Raw genomic sequence first — 17,126 nt, 5'->3', positions numbered from 1 at the left:
CCACCCTTGTCGGCAAGCTCACGTGCGCGGTACGTATGCCGCCGGGCGGTCCGCGCACTAAAATCGAGTTACTTAACGGTAGTTAGCATCTGGGGAGTGAGCGTCTTGGCGGGTTCGACCGATTTCGACCTGTACCGTCCGGCCGAGGAGCACGACATGCTCCGCGAGACGATCCGCGCGCTCGCCGAGTCGAAGATCGCCCCCTTCGCCGCCGCGGTCGACGAGGAGAGCCGCTTCCCGCAGGAGGCGCTGGACGCCCTGGTCTCGTCGGACCTCGCCGCCGTCCATGTCCCGGAGGAGTACGGCGGGGCCGGCGCGGACGCGCTCGCCACGGTCATCGTGATCGAGGAGGTGGCCCGTGTCTGCGCCTCCTCCTCCCTGATCCCGGCCGTGAACAAGCTCGGCTCGCTCCCGGTGATCCTCTCCGGCTCCGAGGAGCTGAAGCGGAAATACCTGGGCCCGCTCGCCAAGGGCGACGCGATGTTCTCGTACGCCCTCTCCGAGCCGGACGCCGGCTCCGACGCGGCGGGCATGAAGACGAAGGCCGTGCGCGACGGCGACTTCTGGGTGCTCAACGGTGTGAAGCGCTGGATCACCAACGCGGGTGTCTCCGAGTACTACACGGTCATGGCGGTCACCGACCCGACCAAGCGCTCCAAGGGCATCTCGGCGTTCGTCGTCGAGAAGTCCGACGAGGGCGTCTCCTTCGGTGCCCCGGAGAAGAAGCTCGGCATCAAGGGCTCCCCGACCCGCGAGGTCTACCTCGACAACGTCCGTATCCCCGCGGACCGCATGATCGGCGAGGAGGGCACGGGCTTCGCCACCGCGATGAAGACCCTGGACCACACCCGCATCACGATCGCGGCCCAGGCGCTCGGCATCGCCCAGGGTGCGCTGGACTACGCCAAGGGGTACGTCCAGGAGCGCAAGCAGTTCGGCAAGCCGATCGCGGACTTCCAGGGCATCCAGTTCATGCTCGCGGACATGGCGATGAAGATCGAGGCCGCCCGCCAGCTCACGTACGCGGCCGCCGCCAAGTCGGAGCGGGGTGACGCCGACCTGACCTTCCAGGGCGCGGCCGCCAAGTGCTTCGCCTCGGACATCGCGATGGAGGTCACCACGGACGCCGTCCAGCTGCTCGGCGGCTACGGCTACACGCGGGACTACCCGGTGGAGCGCATGATGCGTGACGCCAAGATCACCCAGATCTACGAGGGCACGAACCAGGTCCAGCGCATCGTGATGGCCAGGAACCTTCCCTAGCCGCGTTTTTGCAGGTCAGGGGCTATCTTTGCGGCCCCGAGGAAGACTCTCGGCTTTCCGCCCGTTACGCCTCGATCGGGAGCGTTTATGGGCGTCATGCTGAGGGAATCCTGGGCGACTGACAGGCCCAAAAGGGGTCACTGACCAGCACAAACGACACAGCCCCCGGCGTGATGCCGGGGCTGTTGTCACTTGTGGACCCCACGGCCTCCGACGCCTCCGTGGGGTCGTCGGCACCGGGCGTCAGCATGGTTGCGATGGCTGCCCGACCGCGCTGCTCGGCCCCTTCGAAGTTGTAGTGGTAGTGGCGGCCACGGCGCTCCCCTCGCCATGCAACGTGTGGCCCGACCCTTCCCGACTGTCCTCGCCTTACTCAGCGATGGTCCGCAGAGCCTGGTCAGTAGTCCGGAAGAAGTGGCCGCGGGCAGGGTCGGGGAAGGCCGGCTGACCGGCCACAGTCTTCACGCTCCGTGGGAAACCTTCCCAGCACGAGGAGTTGGGGCCGGCCCAGCGGACCGTAATGGGAAGCAGTGGAGCCAAGGTCGTCTGCTTGGACGTCTACCGCCCCGAAGCGCAGCGGCCCCAGGGCCTGTGCCGCAACCGCAGTGCTCGGAACGGCTCGCGGACGCGGGGCAAGCGATCACGGTTGATGGACAGAACCGCGTAACCTGCCACGAGCCCGCTCGTCTCTCGCGTGGCGTGTGGCGGTGCCTTTGTGCGACGCCCTACCTGGGCAGACTGCTGACGATCACAGGGAAATGCCGGGGAGGCCCCTCCAGGGGTCGGCGCAGGTCAGCGCCGTATGACGTGTATGGCACCCGGATCTACGAGGGTACGAACCGGGTCCACCATTCCTGATGGTTCGCAACCCGCCGAAACGGCTTTCCGCGCCGCGGTCAGCGTGCTACCGCGCGTACGAGCATCGTGCCCACCTTCTCGCCCTGCGGCGGATCGACGAGTGATGCTGACACCGCTGCGAATCCGTGGCTTGTGAGCAGGATTTCCCATGCGTCGAGGCTGTGGTTGTGCCGCAACCCTGCCTTTCCTGGCTTCACGTCTTGACTTTCAGCAGGGAGGTGGGAAAACGCGAGAGTGCCACCCGATGCCAGACGGGATCGAATCAGCGGTAGTAGGGTGTGCGGATCGACGAACCACACGGCACCGAAGATGGAGAGCACGACGTCAAACGTCTCGTCCGTCTCGCTCAGAAATGCCGTCGCCTCTGCCGTGCGGAACTCAAGGCCCGCCAGTCCGGCCCAGCGTTCTTTCGCGACCGTCTCGCGGGCCGGCGCGACGTCCACTCCCAGGCCGGTCGCACCGAGCGTGACCAGGTGTGCCAGGTTGCTCCCGCTGCCCGAGCCGAGTTCCAGCACCCGACGTCCTTCGACGGATCCCAGAACGCTCTCGTTCGGCCCGTGATCGGCGTACTGAGTCCAGTTCAGCCACGTTGTCTCGCCCTTGGCGTTCACTGCTCTGCGCGGCTTGCTCCCGACCGCGTACTTGTTCCAGGACTCAGCCAATGACATGCGGTGATCCTCTCCAGCGGAAGGGGCCTACCCCCAACGTACGAGGTAGGCCCCAACTGAGCGGCTGTGCGGTTCTACTTGGGTGAGTCGTGGCACCCGGCGTGGCACTGGTTGCAGTTGGCCGCACTCTCCATGCCCCACAGGTCGGGATCGATGTCGAACCCGGCTGCCTTGATGGCTGTGATCGTCTGCTCCAGGACGAGCGGTCGACCGGTATCGGAGTCGTGTCCGTCCCGCGTCGCCCTGTCGTCGCTGACGCACTGGGCCTCGGCCGTCGTTTCCGGAAGCTCCGGAACGTGGTGGATGTACCGGCCGAAGTTCCGCTCGGTGAATTGGTGGTACGGGATCGAGTCGAGCAGGAACGAGTGCCACGCCTCGTCCACCTGCTTGGACGGGCCCATGAGAACGTCCGGGTTCTCACCGCACGTGACCAGGTAGGCGATGGCCTGCCCGAACTTGGCTTCCGCCAGTTTGAGGCATGGAAATTGGGGAAGCCGGCACCACCGATGCCGTCGCAAGCCCGGAGCAGGGGGCACAGGGCGAGTACGCGGGCATCTGGCTGTCTCAGTACGAGTTCTACTCGTCCAGCCGTGATGAGACTTTCGACTGCAAGCACCACGTGGTGATCGTCCAGTACGGCAACAGGCTGACGGCCCAGAGCCTGCCTGGCGCGTCGACCAACCCGGACAGTCCGCTGTCTCTCGATCTGACCGTGGACCGGAACATCATCACGGGCACGTGGACGGAACAGACGGCGGTGGACGGCTACTACCGTGGCGCCCGGTATCACGGTGCCGTCCAGCTACTGATCGAGCCGACAGGCCGTCGTATGGCAGGCAAGTGGGTCGGGTTCGGAAAGGACTTCGATGTGAACAGTGGGCCCTGGGAGCTGCGCCTGCTCGACCGTTCCACGGAACGGGCCAGCATCGAAAGGTACTCGGCTTCCCCGGAGTGAGGGCCGTCGTGTCGTCGTTGCCGGCCGGCCAAGGTGCAGGGGCTCAGGGGGCGGGCGGGGCGGGCGCGGCGGGCGGGTCCGAGTCGTGGAAGACGATCTCCGCACGGACGGGCCGGTCGGTCGCGGCCGGCTTGGACCACGCGGCACGGATTTTCATCGGTTTGAAGGCGTGCGGGCCGCTGCCCCGGAGGCGGATCAGCGAAACGCCGTCCTCGCCGGGGAGGAGGATGACCGACGGAATCAGTGCGACCACGGCGAGAGCGGCGGGCACGAGAGTCCGGGATTCGTCCCCCGAGCCGCTGCTGATCATCCTCGCCGTGATCACGATGAGCACCGCGAGTGCGGCAGCGGCGATGAGCCCGATCGCGAGCCACAGCCCCCGGCGCGCCTCGGCGCGGGCCCGGCTGCGCAGCCGGAAGCCGACCATGTCACCGCAGGTGGCGCACCGCAGAGACCCGGTCCGGACACCCTCGGGCGGCCGGTCGACCCAGGCGGTCTGGATCCGGTAGTGGTGGTAGGTGTCCGATCCGCGGTGCTCGGTGTGCGTCATATGGATCAGCCGCATGCCGACCCTGGGCCCGATCTGCTGCACCCGGTCCTCCGTTCGCCGCTCGCCGTCCTCCGCTTGCCGTGAGCATCTTCGGTCAGACCACCGTACGGCTGAACTCGGTTGCATGCCCAGGGAGTTCGGCGACGGACGGGCCGTCTCACGCTGTCCGTGCCCCTACCGCGGAGCGACGACCGCGAACACGCCCCGCGCGGCCGTTCCGTCGGGCCGGGTCCAACCGGCGACGAGGTGCGCCGACGACGGCTGCTCGTCCTCCCCGGCCCGCAGGACGCGGTTGATCCGCACGCCCGGCTCACCGTCTCCGCCGGCCCCGTGCACGGTGACGGTCGGGTCGGGAGTGTCGCTCACGCTCTGCTGCTGCGGATCCGCCTCGCCCCGCAGCAGGGCGCTCAACTGGGCCAGCACCACCGGATCGTGGGCACCGTCGTAGACCCACCGGGTGCCGAGCACGCCATGCTCGGAGGTACCGATGAGCGCCTCCTCGGGTACGCCCTCCAGAGCGGCGTCGCGGTAGCCCAGGGGGACGAGGTACGCCACCGGCTCCGGCCCGGCGGAGTCCACCACGACCATGAACTCGATCCCGACCGCGCCTTCCGGATCGTCCAGCCGGAACCCGCCGGCGTTGACCAGGTCCGGCGTTCCGCCGGTGCCCGCGTACCAACTCTGCTTCGGCAGCCAGCCGGTGAGGAGCTCCAGCTTGCCGGGCGACATGGTGGTGCGGTGGATGAATGCCATGCGAGCTCCCTGTTGTCGGTCTCCGGCCGCGGACTTCGGCCGGGGACTCTCTGGTCGTCACGTTCCCGGGGTGATGGACTCGTGCCGTGGTGACCATGACGACCCGGGCCCTCCGGGCAATCGACCGATTCCACAGCGTCCACCCGTGGGACCATAACGCTCACTACCATCCGTGGCTCATGCGGCAGATCCCCCGGCGCTTCGACCGGGCCCTGGACGTCGGATCGGGCAGCGGAGACCTGGCCGGGCTCCTGGCCACGCGGGCCACGGTGGTGCAGGGCCTGGACGCGGATCGCGCCATCGTCGAGAAGGCCCGGGAGCGCACGGACCCGGCCGCCCCCGTGACGTTCACCGTCGCGGACGCGCCGACGGGGATACCGCCCGGGCCCTACGACGTCATCACCTGCGTCGCCACCCTCCACCACCTGCCGTCGTTCGCCGAAGCCCTCACCCACCTTCGCCGGCACCTCGCGCCGGGCGGGACCCTGGTCGTCGTCGGTGTCGCCCGGGCGGCGTCCCCCGGTGACCATCTCCTCGGCGCTGCCGCGATCCCGCTGAACATCGCCATGGCCTGGATCAAGAACAAGGGGCGCCGGGCGCCACGGCCGGACTCGATGACGGCTCCCACCCGCCCGGCGGCCATGAGCTTCGCCGAGATCGTCCGCGAGGCCCGCCGGGTCCTGCCCGGCGCCCGGCTGCGCCGACGCCTGTTCTGGCGCTACACGTTGGTCTGGCATCAGTGAGAATCGGACCCGCCCGCCATCACGGCCGGGACAACCGTCACTCGCGCGCGTACGCCGAGAAGGGACGCACCCCCGAATCCTGCCGCACGGCGACGACCAGCTTCTCGTACACGAACAGGTCCGCCAGCTCGCCCTGCGCCCGGTCCACGTCGAGACCGGCCTCGATGCTCTCCTTTTCATCGCCCGTGGCGGCGTCGAGCACCCGCAGTTCGTCGAGGCCGTCGTGCCGGGAGCCGCGGTCGGCGATGACGGTCACCCGGCCGCCGGTCACGTCGAGGGCACGCAGACCGCCCGCGACGGCTACATCCTGCAGCCAGACCTGGCTGCCGCTCGCGAGGTCGAAGGCAACCACGCGATCTCGGTACGCCTCGCGCTCCCTGCTCTCGGCGCCGAGATAGAGGCGCCCGTCAGCGACGGCCACCAGGGACGACGTGTGCGCTTGGACCATTCCGTACGCGCCGGTGGTTTCGATCCGACCGGTGGCCTTTCCCGCCGCGCCGAAGGCGAGGAAGGCGCCTGGCTGGCCCTCCGTCGTCCCGCCGGTCTGTACGACCGCGGGCTCGGCGGACCGCAGAGTCACCTGCCCGTCCGGTACGGGCGTCCTCCGCTGACCGAGGGGCGCGGTCCACCGCTGCCGGCCATCAGCCGGATCGAACGCGGCGAGCCGCAGTTCGGTGCGGGCACAAGCGAGTACGGCGACGACCTGCCGCTCCCCGGCGGCGACCTGCTCGGGCGCGCAGCCCTCAGGGACGGCCGCTGTCCATCGCGGGGCGCCGGTCCGCAGATCGAAGGCGCGCAGTGCCTTCGATCCGGAGACGGCGGGCCGGGTGTCGAGAGCCCACATGTCGTCGGCGTCCCGCAGGACCGCGATCCCGCCACCGACGGCGACCATGTCGGTGAACGTCTCGGTCAGATCCCCCGGGGCGCGGGACGTGTGCCATCGCTCGTGGCCGGTCGTGAGGTCGAGCGCGGCGACGGTCGAGCAGTCCGCGTCCGCCATGCTTCCCCGGGCGATCAGAACGATGGAACCTGCCGCCCGGCGGCTGACGGCGCAGATGTGCTCCTGTGCGGGTGGGGTGTACTCCCAACGGCCCTTCCCCGTCCCCGCGTCGAAGGCGTTGACCGCGTCGTACCGGCTGCGGACGAGTGTGTCGCCGACCAGCCAGGCGCCGTTGCCGTAGTCCCGGGCGCTGCTGTCGACCGGGGCCTCCCAGACGACGCGCAGCGAGCCCTCCGGGGTGAAGCAGCCCGTGGCGAAGCCGGCGACGAGGAGCGCGGTGACGGCCGCGAGGAGCGGGCGGAGCGGCCGCATTCCCCGACGGCCCGGCAGCCGCCGATCCCGTTGCGGCCCCGTGTCATCGGTCGAGCGTGTTGCCATGCGGATCCCCACCCCTGGCTCGAAGTCGAAGCCCCGTCGAGGCAGGGCAACACCTCTAGGGTAGTCAGATGATCATCTGGCTGAACGGAACTTTCGGCGCGGGCAAGACCACCACCGCGAAGGAGGTGATCTCGCTCCTCCCGGACTCCCGGCTCTTCGACACGGAGACGGTCGGCTGGATGCTCCGGCACGTCCTCGGCGTCCCGGAGAAGGACTTCCAGGACTTCCCGCCCTGGCGGGGCCTGGTGGTGGAGACCGCGCGGCAGGTGCTCGACCATGTGGGCGGCACGCTGGTGGTCACGCAGACCGTGCTGGTCGAGGCATACTGGCAGGAGATCCGCGAAGGTCTGGCGAAGGCCGGTGTCCCCGTGCACCACTTCCTGCTCCACACCGACCGGGACACCCTCGTCGAGCGCATCGAGACCGACACCAAGCCCGACAGCGTCGCCGCCAGGCAGTGGCGGCTGGACCACCTGAGCGACTACGAGCGGGCCCTGCTGTGGCTCCGCCGGGAGGCTCAGGTGGTGGACACGACCGGTGTCCCGCCCACCGCGGTGGCGGAGACCGTCCTGCGGGAGGTGCGCGCCGGCTGACGGCCCGTCCCGGCCCGACGGGTCAGCGGACGACCTCGAAGACGTTCTTCTGGATGCCGTTCGCGTACGCCTCATGCTCGACGAGCTTCAGCTTCTGCTGGTCCTTGTCCGTCGTGCTGAACAGGCGCTTGCCCGCGCCGAGCAGGACCGGGAAGACCAGCAGGTGGTACCGGTCGATCAGGTCGGCGTCCGCGAGGTTCCGGTTCAGCTCGGTGCTGCCGTGGACGATGATCGGGCCGCCCTCGGTCTCCTTCAGTGCGGCGACCTCGTCGAGCGACCGCAGGATGGTGGTCTCGCCCCAGTCGGACACCAGGTCGCCGTCGGTGAGCTTGGTGGAGACGACGTACTTCGGCATCGCCTTGTACCCGGTGAACTCCTCCATGCCCGGCCACACCGGGCTGAACGCCTCGTAGCTGGCCCGGCCCATCATCAGGGCCGCGGCCTCGTCCTGCTCCCGGGCCTTGAGCTCGTACGCCTCCGGCAGGAACTCGATGTCCTTGAACGTCCACCCCGAGTTCCGGTAGCCGGGCTCGCCGCCGGGGGCCTCCATGACACCGTCGAGCGAAACGAAGGCGGTGCTGATCAGGGTGCGCATCAGGTCTCCTGGGTGTGTGGTGGTGGGCCCCGTCCGGCGCCCGGCGTCGCTTCTCACTCTTACGGATGTACTGACCGCGTGCCAGGCGGAAACTCATCGGTCCCACGCCTTCGAACCGCCGGACAGATTCCCGGCCATGGCCGGTAGCCTCCCTCCCCATGACCGAAGCGACCGAACTCGACAGGCTGACCGCCCTCTTCAGCGCCCTGGGAGCCGACGCCGACGCCCGGGACTGGGCGGAGTCCGAGGCCGAGGAGGGGCTGCCGCAGCTCGCCCGCTACCGCCTTCTGCGGACGGTGTGGCAGGACGTCGACGCCTGGGGCACGGCCGCCCCGCAGTGGGTGGCCGCCTACCGCACGGACGGGGCGGCGGCCGACGCCGTCGACCGCGCCCTCGCGGCCGGCCTCACCCCCGAGGACCTCGGCGCGCTGGCCCGCGAGGTTGCCAGGGAGACCGCGTTCGGGGTGCTGTACGCCCTGGCGGACCCGGCGGACGGCTCGCTCCCCGCCGAGGTCGAGGCGCAACTGCCCGGCTGGCGGCTGGCGGAGCTGAACGCGGCGGGCGCACCGACCGGCCGCCATCTCGACGCCCTCCACGAGGACTTCGCCGAACTCGAACCGAGGGGGACCGCACCATGACGGAGGCCACCGCGGCCACCGAGCCCACCGAGCCCACCGAGCCCACCGAGGCCACTGAGGCGGCCGAAGCGACCGCCCCCGCGATCACTTCCTTCGACCACGCCGAGCGCCGCATCTGGTCCGGCAAGGCCGAGCCGTACGCCGACACCTACGCCCGCCTCTGCGCCCACCTCGTTCCGGCCCTCCTCGACGCTGCCGAGGTGGGGCCCGGAACCCGCGTCCTCGATGTGGGCTGCGGCACCGGAACCGTGACCGCGGCGGCCGTCGTGCGCGGAGCGTCCGTGTACGCGGCCGACACCGACCCCGGCATGGCGGCCGCGACCCGCCGAGCCGTACCGGGCGTCACCCCGCACATCGCCCGACTCCCCGAACTGCCTTACCCGGACGCCACGTTCGACGCCGCAGTCGGCAACTTCGTGCTCAACCACGTGGGCCGCCCCCGCGCCGCCCTGGCCGAACTCCACCGCATCACCCGCCCCGGCGGCCGGGTCGCGGTCACCATCTGGCGGTCGCCCGGAGCCCCCGGCCAGAGCCTGATCGGCCGGGCCGCCCAGGCCGCCGGCCTGACCCGCCCCACCTGGCTCCCCGCGCTCGCGCCGCAGGACGACTTCCCCCGTACGCCCGAAGGGCTCGCGGCCCTGCTCGACACGGCCGGGCTCCTCGGCGCGGAGTGCTCCGAGACGGCCTGGGAGCACCGCTGCGACCCGGACACCTGGTGGGCGGGGGCCGAGCGGGGGATCGGCGCGATCGGGCAGGTCCTCAATAGCGGCGGCGCGGAGGGGATGGCGGCGGCGCGGCGCGCGTACGACGACCTGTGCACCGAATTCCGCACGCGGGAAGGCCTGTTGGTGCTGCCGCACGTTGCGCTGCTGGCGGCGGGGACTGTGTAGGGCCCAGGAGGCCGGATCTCCTGGTGAAGTATCGTCCGGCTGCCCTACGGCGGCGACCAAGTGAGCGGGGACAGTGACCGATGGACAAGAAGTGGCTGCCGCTGACCATCACGCTTGGCGTCGCCGGGGTGGCGGTGGTGGCGGCGAGCTTCTGGCCGGACGACGTGGAGAAGCCGCCGCTGCCGCAGAGCCTGTGTCACGGTGCGCTCAGCCGGGCGACGGCGGAGCTGATAGACGACGGCCAGGGCGGCGGTGAGGTCAGCGCGGGCGCGTGGGAGAGCAAGGGCGGCACCACCGACTCCGCGGTGCTCAGGGAGTGCCACGTGCTGCGCGCCGGCCAGGACGGTGCCGAGCGGCGCGGCCTCTACAAGCTGGTCGTCGAGGAAACGCGGAGCACCCCCGGGACGAAGGAGGACTCCGTCCCTCTCGGGTCCGGGTTCACCGGCTGGGCGCTCCCCGACCGGGCAGAGGTCACCCTGCCCGCCGGCTGCGCCGCCCGCATGGGCTCGGCCGCCCCGCGCGTCACGGCGTCGCTCGAAGTGCCCTCGCAGGACGAGGAACGCCTGTACAGGCGGGGAGAGAAGCCGCCCGTCGCCCCGGACACGGCGACGCGCAACAACGCGACCGTGATGCGGGAAGTGGCCACCAGGCTTGCCGAGCGGTACGACTGCGCCGACACCGGCTGACGGTCAGGCGTACCGCGGCAGACCGTCGGTCGAGATCGTCCACTCGGCGATCGTGACGTCCTCGCCGTACTGGAAGTCCTTACGGGTCGCGTAACGCGGCCCCTCCGGCGTCCTGTGGATGTCGGACAGAACGGCCCCGGAGCCGGTGCGCGGGTCGAAGATCGCGTAGACGGGAATGCCCAGAAGCGGGTAGTCGCGTACCTTGCTCACCCAGTCGTTGTCCGGGTTGGAGCGGGATACGACCTCGATCACCGCGATGAGGGTGCGGGGGTCGAAGGATCCCTCGCCCTCCATGTCCGCCACCGCGATGATCATGACGTCGGGGTGGCGCATGATCCCCTCGGCTTCGACCTCGACATCCGGGGTCCCCGTATGCGCGAGGACGTCGTCCGGCATCGCTTTCTCCAGGCGCCGGCTCACCTGGGCCGCGGTGAGTTCGTGGGGGCGTCCCGGGGCCATCATGTCGTGCACGATCCCTTCTTTGGTGATCTCGAACTTGCCCGGAATGCGCTCCCGCATCTGCCCCACGATGTCCCGCATGGCCCGAAAGCGGGCTGTGTCCCGCTGTACGTCGTCCGGGGCGATGGTCATCGTGCCCACTCCTCGTCGTCGGTTCCCGGGGGCCAGGATCGTTCCTTTCATGCTAGGCCGCCTCCCAGTACTGGGCCCGGCAGTCGCGGCAGTGGCCCGGGTCGTGGGAGCGGAAGGCCCGTTCGCAGCCGTCGCAGGTCTGGAACGGGGTGACCGGCGCACGGCGCGGTGCCGCGAGGTCGTGGACGCCGGGGAGCGGGGGCGGCAGGAGGGCCGTCAGGCGGTGCCTGAGAAGCCTCGCCGGGTGCCTCAGCGGCTGCGGGAGGTCGGCGGTCAGGGCGCGCCGGATCGCGTCGGTGGTCGCGTCCCGTTCGAGCCAGGCGGCCACCCCGGGCACCAGCTCCTCGACGGCCTCCTCCGAGAGCACCAGTTCCTCCGCGTGCCGCCGCAGATCGGCGAGGAGCGCGGAGGCGGCCTGCCGCAGCTCCGGGGTGAGCGCCTGGGGGCGGGGGAGCGGCCGACGCGGCTGGGTGGGCGCGGTCCGCGACGGTAAGCGGACCGGGGCGTGCGGTGCTTCCGGTACGGGGACGGGCTTCGGGACAGGGATGGGCTCCCGCACGGGCATGGGCTCCAGTACGGGCATGGGCTCCGGCACGGGCATGGGATCCGGTACCGAGGTGGTCTCCGCCATGGGGCGGGGCTCCGGTACGCCGGTGGGCTCCGGCTCCGGTACGTGGTGGATGTGTTCCCGCACGAAGGTGGGCGCGGGCGCAGCGCTGCGCACCGCAGGGCCCACCACGGGCACCACCCCACCCCGCAGCACCGCCCCCGGCTGGTTGCAGAACACCGTGCGGGTGGCCACCCGGCCCCTCGTCAGCCTGACGCGGGTCCGGCGCAGATAGCCGTGGGCCTCCAGCTCACGCAGGGCGCAGGCGATCTTCACCTCGCCCTCGGGGAAGCGGGCAGTGAGCGTCTTGATGCCGACTTCCGTTCCGGCGGGCAGCGACTGGATGTGGACGCCGACCCCGATCGCGACGAGGGACAGCTCGGCGTGCTGGGCGAGGTGGTTGCCGACGACGGTGAACCGGCTCGTGTGCGGGATCACGACGTGAATGACGCCGGAGGGCGGGACGGGCCCGGGAATTGCGGCCAGGGCAGGGGCCAGGGCGTTATCGTGCTGGGTATCCATCGGGAAGTGGTGTCTTCCTTGTTGGTTAGGCCCTCGGTTCGGGATTGCCGTCCCGGCCGGGGGCTGTTCGATGTCTGGAGGTGGATCGAAGGTCGATCAGCGCGAGCATATGCCTGCCAACCGGTCCGAAATCCAGCTCAGTCGGCAAACCTCACCCGCGCGAGTGACGAGCCCTTCCGCAGGTGACGGCCGGGATCAGGTGGGGTGGGGTTGGGTTATTTCTCTTGGTTCTTTAAGTAGTTGATGTCGTGCCCCACCGCGTCGCGGTCGGCCACGATCCGGTGGGCCGATACCGGGTCGTGGGGAGCCACGACCCGGTGTGAGCAGCGAATTCGGGTGGATCTACGGGGATTCGCCCCTCGGCCCGCCCCGCCGTCCTTACGCTGCCCACCATGGCTGCTGACGAAGGCGTACCCGAGCCCGAGCCCGATCTCGACCTCGACATCGATCCGGCCGACGACTCCAGCGCGGTGATGGCCGCCGTGGGGCGGCAGATCAGACTCTGGCGGGAGGCCGCCGGGCTGCGCGCCGCCGAACTGGGCTCGATGATCGGGTACGGCGAGGATCTCGTCTACAAGGTCGAGGGCGGACGGCGCATCCCCAAACCGGAGTTCCTGGACGCGACGGACGTGGCCGTCGGGGCGGGCGGCAAGATCTCCGCGATGAAGCAGGACGTTGCGGAGGCCCGGTACCCGAAGAAGGTGAAGGACCTCGCCAAGCTGGAGCGGGAAGCGGTCGAGCTCGGCGCGTACGGAAATCACAACGTCCACGGGCTGCTCCAGACCGCCGAATACGCCCGTGCGCTCTACGAGATGCGGCGGCCGGCCTTCGGTGCCGACGAGATCGAACGGTACGTCGCCGCGCGCATGGCACGTCAGCAGATTTTCCAGCGGAAGCCCCTGACCATGCTCACCTTCGTCCAGGAGGAGGTGACGATCCGGCGGCCCCTCGGTGGCCGTGCCGTCCTGCGGCGTCAGCTCGAACACCTGCTGGAGATGGGGCAGTTACGGAATGTCGAGATCCAGGTGATGCCGACCGACCGCGAGGACCACGCGGGCATGGGAGGCCAGCTCCAGCTCCTCAAGTTCAAGGACGGGACTGCGGTGGGACACTGGGAAGGGCAGTTGTTCAACCGCCTGACGTTCGACCCCAAGGAGATCCGGATCCTGGAGCAACGGCTCGGTCTCGTCCGCGCCCAAGGACTCACTCCACGGGAATCGACGGCCTTCATCGAGAAAGTGCTGGGAGAGACATGACGCGCATGACCCCGAGCGATGACACCTCCGCTCTGGAGTGGTTCAAGAGCAGCTACAGCAGCAACGACGGCCCCGAATGCGTCGAGGTCGCCGCCGCTCGCAGCACCGTGCACGTCCGCGACTCCAAGGACCTCGCCCAACCGCCGCTCGGCTTCACCCCCGCCGCCTGGGCCGACTTCCTCCCGTACGCCTCCGGCAGCTGAGCCACCCGCCTTCGCGGCGGTAGCCCGGGATCCCCGGAAATCCTGACACCGGCACCCCCCTTCGGCACACTGAGTACATGGACGATCACCCGGGGAAGTCGCCGGACCATCTCACGATCAATGTCACCCACCACGACGACCCGGTCTTCGAGGTCACCGAGGCGGACGCGTTCGCCTCGGCCCGCAGGTATCCGAACATCGTCGTCCGCGGGCCGCTGTTCGGGCTGGCCGAGCAGCGGCGCGGGGACCGGCCCCGCTGGCGGCTGATGGGTGAACTGGACAGCGGATTCCCGCAGATGGTCCGGGACGAGCTCAATTCGCACCTCTGGTTCAAGGCGAAGGACGAAACCGACGACCCGGCCGAACGGCGGTCGCTGCTGGCGGCCGTGGCGAGGCTGGAGACCGAGAAGGTCGACGAGGTGTCCGCGTGCGGTGTGCGCTACCGGGTCGTGCGCGCCGACGAGTTCGCCCGGATCGGCGACGACCGCCTGGAGCCGCCCCGGGCCACCGACCCGGACGACGACGGCTGGGACCTGGACGCCCCCGACCCCTGCCGCACCAAGGGCTTCGTGGTCGACCACGCGGCCGCCGTCGGGCTGAGTGAGGGGATCGGCCGGGCCGAGCTGCTCCAACTCGCCTACACCGCGGACCGCTTCCCCGCTGACGTACGGGCCGATTCCCGGCGGGCGGTGACCACCCACCCGGGCGTCGTGCTCCTCCCGACGACGTTCCGGGTGGTGCAGCGCAAGGAGGTGTCCTGGTCGATGGTGACCGCGCAGCACTCCACCCCGCAGGGCGCCCGGCGCGCCCTCGTCGACCACCTCGTCCGGCCCTTCCCCAAGCTGCCGGACCTCCCGGACATGCCGGAGCTGCCCGCGTGGATGAAGGTGGACGAGAAGGAGGCGGCCGTCAACGAACGGGCCGCGAAGAAGTTCATGGCACGTCGCCGGCCCAACGAACTCTTCGTGCGCGGAAAGCGGTTCGAGGTCGTCCGGGTCGAGCGCATGATGCGCATCGGGCCCGACGGACCGGAGACGCCGCGCCCGTCCGACGTCGACGAGTACGGCCCCTCCCAGATGCATCCCCCCATGGACGAGCACGGGAACATCACCTACGGCACGTAGCGCGTCGAAGGCGTCCTACGGCACGTAGCGGGCGTCCCCGGACGGCGAAAGCGAAAGGGCGCCGGGCTGCAATTCGTCCGGCGCCCCCCAACGGCTGGGTGTACGGCCTCAGTTGCCCTTGACCGTGACCTTCTCGTCGTTGTTGAGCTGCTGCACCAGCTGCTTCACCTTCGCCTTGTCCCAGACCAGGTTCCCGTTGACGCTGCCCGAGATCGGCATGTTCATCGACGTACCGTCGCCACCCGTGACGCCCTTCATCGCGAAGAACATGTTGCCCAGCGCCCAGAGCGACATGTCCTTGTCCACGATCAGCGTGTCCAGGCCCGCGCCCATCGTCGGGTACAGCTTGAACGGGTTGAGGATCGTGGACGGGGTCGCCGTCTGGCTCGCCAGCGCCGCGAGGAACTTCTGCTGGTTCTTCGTACGGTCAAGGTCGCTGCCCGCGAACGCGTACCGCGTACGGACGAAGGCGAGGGACTGCTCGCCGTTCAGCGTCTGCTTGCCCGCCTGGAAGTCCGCCCCGGACTTCTTGTCCTTGAACGCCTTCGGGATGTCCATCTCGACCCCGCCGATCGCGTCCACGATCTTCGCGAAGCCGCCGAAGCCGATCTCGACGTAGTGGTCGATGTGCAGGCCCGTGTTGAACTCGACCGTACGGACCAGGAGTTCGGGGCCGTCCTCGGCGTAGGCGGCGTTCAGCTTCACCTGCCGGCCGGTGCCCTGGAACATCTTCCCGGACTCGGACCCCTTGAAGGACGGGATCTCCACGTTGGAGTCGCGCGGCAGCGAGATCAGCGTCGGGCCGTTGGAGCCGTCGTGCAGGATCATCATCGAGTCGGTGCGCTTGCCCTCGGCGGAACCGGTGCGCAGCCGCTTCTTCTCCTCGGCCGACATGCCTTCCCGGCTGTCGGACCCGACGATCAGGTAGTTCGTGCCGTCGCCGGACTCCGGCCGGTCGATGACCTTGGAGAGGTCCACCTCGCGCTTCAGCTTCGAGTCGGCCCAGAAGTACGTCGAGATCGAGACCGCCAGCACCACGACCACCAGGGTCACCGCGCCGAGCTTGATCCGGCGGCCCCAGTCCGGAGCCGGGCGGCCCTGGACGTAACCTCCGTCACCGCCGCCGCGACGGCCACCGCCGCCCCGGCTGTCGGAGCCGCCGCTGCCCGATCCGTAGACCTGGCCCGTGTTGTAGCCGCTGTCGTACCCGGGCTCGGGGCCGTTGCCGTAGCCGCCGTCCTGGTAGCGATCGTCGTACCCCTGGCTCTGCGGCGGCACCTGCGGCCGCTGGGGCGGCATCTGCGGCCGCTGCGGCGAGGACGGGCGGCGCTGGATGTGCGGCATCGCCCGCGCACCCTCGGGCTGGGCGCTGGCGCTGCCCCGCCCGTAGCGTTCGCTGCGGTCGCCGGTCCGTCGATCGGGCCAATCGTTCATCCCGACAGTGTGCCGTCCCGGCCCACAGCTATTACAGGGTGTAAGGGAAATCGCACCAGGGCTGTTGCGAACCTGATGCATTCTGCGGGACCGCGGACCCCGCATAAGGTGGACGGTATGACAGATCAGGCCACTGGCGTAACAGATCCGGCCAACCGCGCGGAGGATGAGATTCCGGGCAAGCCGACCGCGGCGTCCCGGACCACCCTCAGCCACATCATGACCGGCAGCGACACCAACCTCCTCGGCACGGTGCACGGTGGCGTGATCATGAAACTGGTCGACGACGCCGCGGGCGCGGTGGCCGGCCGGCACTCCGGCGGGCCCGCCGTGACCGTGTCGATGGACGAGATGGTCTTCCTGGAGCCGGTCCGCGTCGGCGACCTCGTCCATGTGAAGGCCCAGGTCAACTGGACCGGCCGGTCCTCCATGGAGGTCGGCGTCCGCGTGATGGCCGAACGCTGGAACGAGTCCACCCCCGCCCAGCAGGTCGGCAGCGCCTATCTGGTGTTCGCCGCCGTCGACGGGGACGGCAAGCCGCGTCGCGTACCGCCGGTGATCCCCGAGACCGAGCGCGACAACCGGCGCTACCAGGAGGCGCAGATCCGGCGCACCCACCGGCTCGCCCGCCGCCGCGCGATCAAGGAACTGCGCGAGAAGCGCGCCGCCGAGGGAATCGACGACTGAGGCCGGAGGCCGGGGCGACTGAGGCCGGTGGCCGGGGGCGGGTGAGGCCGAGGTCCGGAGGGCGACTGAGGCCGGAGGCCGGGGGTGACTGAGGCCGAGGTCCGAGGGCGGGCCTACCACCGGCCCGGCAAC

Annotated in this window: 19 protein-coding genes and 1 pseudogene; 11 read left to right on the top strand and 9 right to left on the bottom strand. The window is 70.0% G+C overall.

Annotated features, from left to right (window positions below; translation table 11 throughout):
* The first annotated feature begins 105 nt into the window (after positions 1–105).
* Positions 106–1,263 carry an acyl-CoA dehydrogenase gene (locus tag IE140_RS17020; RefSeq protein WP_150196472.1) on the top strand — a complete coding sequence of 386 codons (1,158 nt, stop codon included), beginning with the start codon at positions 106–108 and terminating at the stop codon, positions 1,261–1,263.
* An 896-nt stretch (positions 1,264–2,159) separates the two neighbouring features.
* On the opposite strand, the gene IE140_RS17015 is transcribed toward IE140_RS17020, so the two are convergent.
* Together IE140_RS17015 and IE140_RS17010 are read right to left on the bottom strand one after the other, a co-directional pair.
* Positions 2,160–2,789, bottom strand: coding sequence for a class I SAM-dependent methyltransferase (locus IE140_RS17015; protein WP_150196463.1), 630 nt, complete (start codon positions 2,787–2,789; stop codon positions 2,160–2,162).
* A 74-nt stretch (positions 2,790–2,863) separates the two neighbouring features.
* Complete coding sequence (locus IE140_RS17010; RefSeq protein ID WP_229826826.1) at positions 2,864–3,190, bottom strand: UCP032817 domain-containing protein; 327 nt, start codon at positions 3,188–3,190, stop codon at positions 2,864–2,866.
* 146 nt (positions 3,191–3,336) lie between these two features.
* Between IE140_RS17010 and IE140_RS17005 the strand changes: the two are divergent.
* Positions 3,337–3,744, top strand: a pseudogene (locus IE140_RS17005) (XRE family transcriptional regulator); the annotation flags it as partial.
* A gap of 43 nt (positions 3,745–3,787) precedes the next feature.
* On the opposite strand, the gene IE140_RS17000 reads toward IE140_RS17005, so the two are convergent.
* Positions 3,788–4,336, bottom strand: coding sequence for a hypothetical protein (locus IE140_RS17000; RefSeq protein ID WP_189460499.1), 549 nt, complete (start codon positions 4,334–4,336; stop codon positions 3,788–3,790).
* 132 nt (positions 4,337–4,468) lie between these two features.
* Complete coding sequence (locus IE140_RS16995) at positions 4,469–5,047, bottom strand: maltokinase N-terminal cap-like domain-containing protein (RefSeq protein ID WP_150196582.1); 579 nt, start codon at positions 5,045–5,047, stop codon at positions 4,469–4,471.
* A gap of 95 nt (positions 5,048–5,142) precedes the next feature.
* On the opposite strand from IE140_RS16995, the gene IE140_RS16990 reads away from it, so the two are divergent.
* Positions 5,143–5,790, top strand: coding sequence for a class I SAM-dependent methyltransferase (locus tag IE140_RS16990; RefSeq protein WP_150196586.1), 648 nt, complete (start codon positions 5,143–5,145; stop codon positions 5,788–5,790).
* Positions 5,791–5,827: 37 nt separating this feature from the next.
* On the opposite strand, the gene IE140_RS16985 is transcribed toward IE140_RS16990, so the two are convergent.
* Complete coding sequence (locus tag IE140_RS16985) at positions 5,828–7,102, bottom strand: outer membrane protein assembly factor BamB family protein (RefSeq protein WP_167533536.1); 1,275 nt, start codon at positions 7,100–7,102, stop codon at positions 5,828–5,830.
* Positions 7,103–7,236: 134 nt separating this feature from the next.
* On the opposite strand from IE140_RS16985, the gene IE140_RS16980 reads away from it, so the two are divergent.
* The gene (locus IE140_RS16980; RefSeq protein ID WP_150196580.1) at positions 7,237–7,761 is read left to right on the top strand and encodes a P-loop nucleotide/nucleoside kinase family protein; all 525 of its coding nucleotides are present in this window, start codon (positions 7,237–7,239) and stop codon (positions 7,759–7,761) included.
* A gap of 22 nt (positions 7,762–7,783) precedes the next feature.
* Here the strand turns inward: IE140_RS16980 and IE140_RS16975 are convergent, their stop codons facing one another.
* Positions 7,784–8,356 carry a dihydrofolate reductase family protein gene (locus IE140_RS16975; protein WP_032767324.1) on the bottom strand — a complete coding sequence of 191 codons (573 nt, stop codon included), beginning with the start codon at positions 8,354–8,356 and terminating at the stop codon, positions 7,784–7,786.
* A 158-nt stretch (positions 8,357–8,514) separates the two neighbouring features.
* Between IE140_RS16975 and IE140_RS16970 the strand changes: the two genes are divergently transcribed.
* The 3 genes from IE140_RS16970 (at position 8,515) to IE140_RS16960 (ending at position 10,570) form a co-directional block, all read left to right on the top strand.
* Positions 8,515–8,994 carry a hypothetical protein gene (locus tag IE140_RS16970; RefSeq protein WP_093441036.1) on the top strand — a complete coding sequence of 160 codons (480 nt, stop codon included), beginning with the start codon at positions 8,515–8,517 and terminating at the stop codon, positions 8,992–8,994.
* Positions 8,995–9,077: 83 nt separating this feature from the next.
* The gene (locus IE140_RS16965) at positions 9,078–9,884 is read left to right on the top strand and encodes a class I SAM-dependent methyltransferase (protein ID WP_167533537.1); all 807 of its coding nucleotides are present in this window, start codon (positions 9,078–9,080) and stop codon (positions 9,882–9,884) included.
* A gap of 80 nt (positions 9,885–9,964) precedes the next feature.
* Positions 9,965–10,570 (top strand): hypothetical protein, encoded by a 606-nt coding sequence (locus IE140_RS16960; RefSeq protein ID WP_150196578.1) that lies wholly within the window; start codon positions 9,965–9,967, stop codon positions 10,568–10,570.
* Between the two features lie 3 nt (positions 10,571–10,573).
* Here IE140_RS16960 and IE140_RS16955 read toward each other — a convergent pair whose 3' ends face one another.
* Positions 10,574–11,161: a Uma2 family endonuclease gene (locus IE140_RS16955; protein ID WP_093441027.1), complete on the bottom strand. Its 588-nt coding sequence runs from the start codon at positions 11,159–11,161 to the stop codon at positions 10,574–10,576.
* A 52-nt stretch (positions 11,162–11,213) separates the two neighbouring features.
* Positions 11,214–12,290, bottom strand: a complete 1,077-nt coding sequence (locus tag IE140_RS16950) for a hypothetical protein (RefSeq protein ID WP_150196577.1) — start codon at positions 12,288–12,290, stop codon at positions 11,214–11,216.
* Between the two features lie 392 nt (positions 12,291–12,682).
* Between IE140_RS16950 and IE140_RS16945 the strand changes: the two genes are divergently transcribed.
* From IE140_RS16945 to IE140_RS16935, 3 genes are all read left to right on the top strand, one after another.
* On the top strand, positions 12,683–13,546 hold the full coding sequence (locus IE140_RS16945) for a helix-turn-helix domain-containing protein (RefSeq protein ID WP_150196576.1): 864 nt from the start codon (positions 12,683–12,685) through the stop codon (positions 13,544–13,546).
* Between the two features lie 5 nt (positions 13,547–13,551).
* Positions 13,552–13,749 carry a DUF397 domain-containing protein gene (locus tag IE140_RS16940; RefSeq protein ID WP_150196585.1) on the top strand — a complete coding sequence of 66 codons (198 nt, stop codon included), beginning with the start codon at positions 13,552–13,554 and terminating at the stop codon, positions 13,747–13,749.
* A gap of 77 nt (positions 13,750–13,826) precedes the next feature.
* The gene (locus IE140_RS16935; RefSeq protein ID WP_150196575.1) at positions 13,827–14,873 is read left to right on the top strand and encodes a DUF5954 family protein; all 1,047 of its coding nucleotides are present in this window, start codon (positions 13,827–13,829) and stop codon (positions 14,871–14,873) included.
* A gap of 108 nt (positions 14,874–14,981) precedes the next feature.
* Here the strand turns inward: IE140_RS16935 and IE140_RS16930 are convergent, their stop codons facing one another.
* Entirely contained in the window at positions 14,982–16,307 is a 1,326-nt protein-coding gene (locus IE140_RS16930; RefSeq protein WP_150196574.1) for an LCP family protein, read from the bottom strand.
* Positions 16,308–16,424: 117 nt separating this feature from the next.
* Between IE140_RS16930 and IE140_RS16925 the strand changes: the two genes are divergently transcribed.
* Positions 16,425–16,994 carry an acyl-CoA thioesterase gene (locus IE140_RS16925; RefSeq protein ID WP_150196573.1) on the top strand — a complete coding sequence of 190 codons (570 nt, stop codon included), beginning with the start codon at positions 16,425–16,427 and terminating at the stop codon, positions 16,992–16,994.
* The last annotated feature ends 132 nt before the right edge of the window (positions 16,995–17,126 follow it).

Source organism: Streptomyces parvus, assembly GCF_014648875.1.
Lineage (GTDB): Bacteria > Actinomycetota > Actinomycetes > Streptomycetales > Streptomycetaceae > Streptomyces > Streptomyces parvus.
This window is presented reverse-complemented; position numbering and strand designations above follow the sequence as displayed.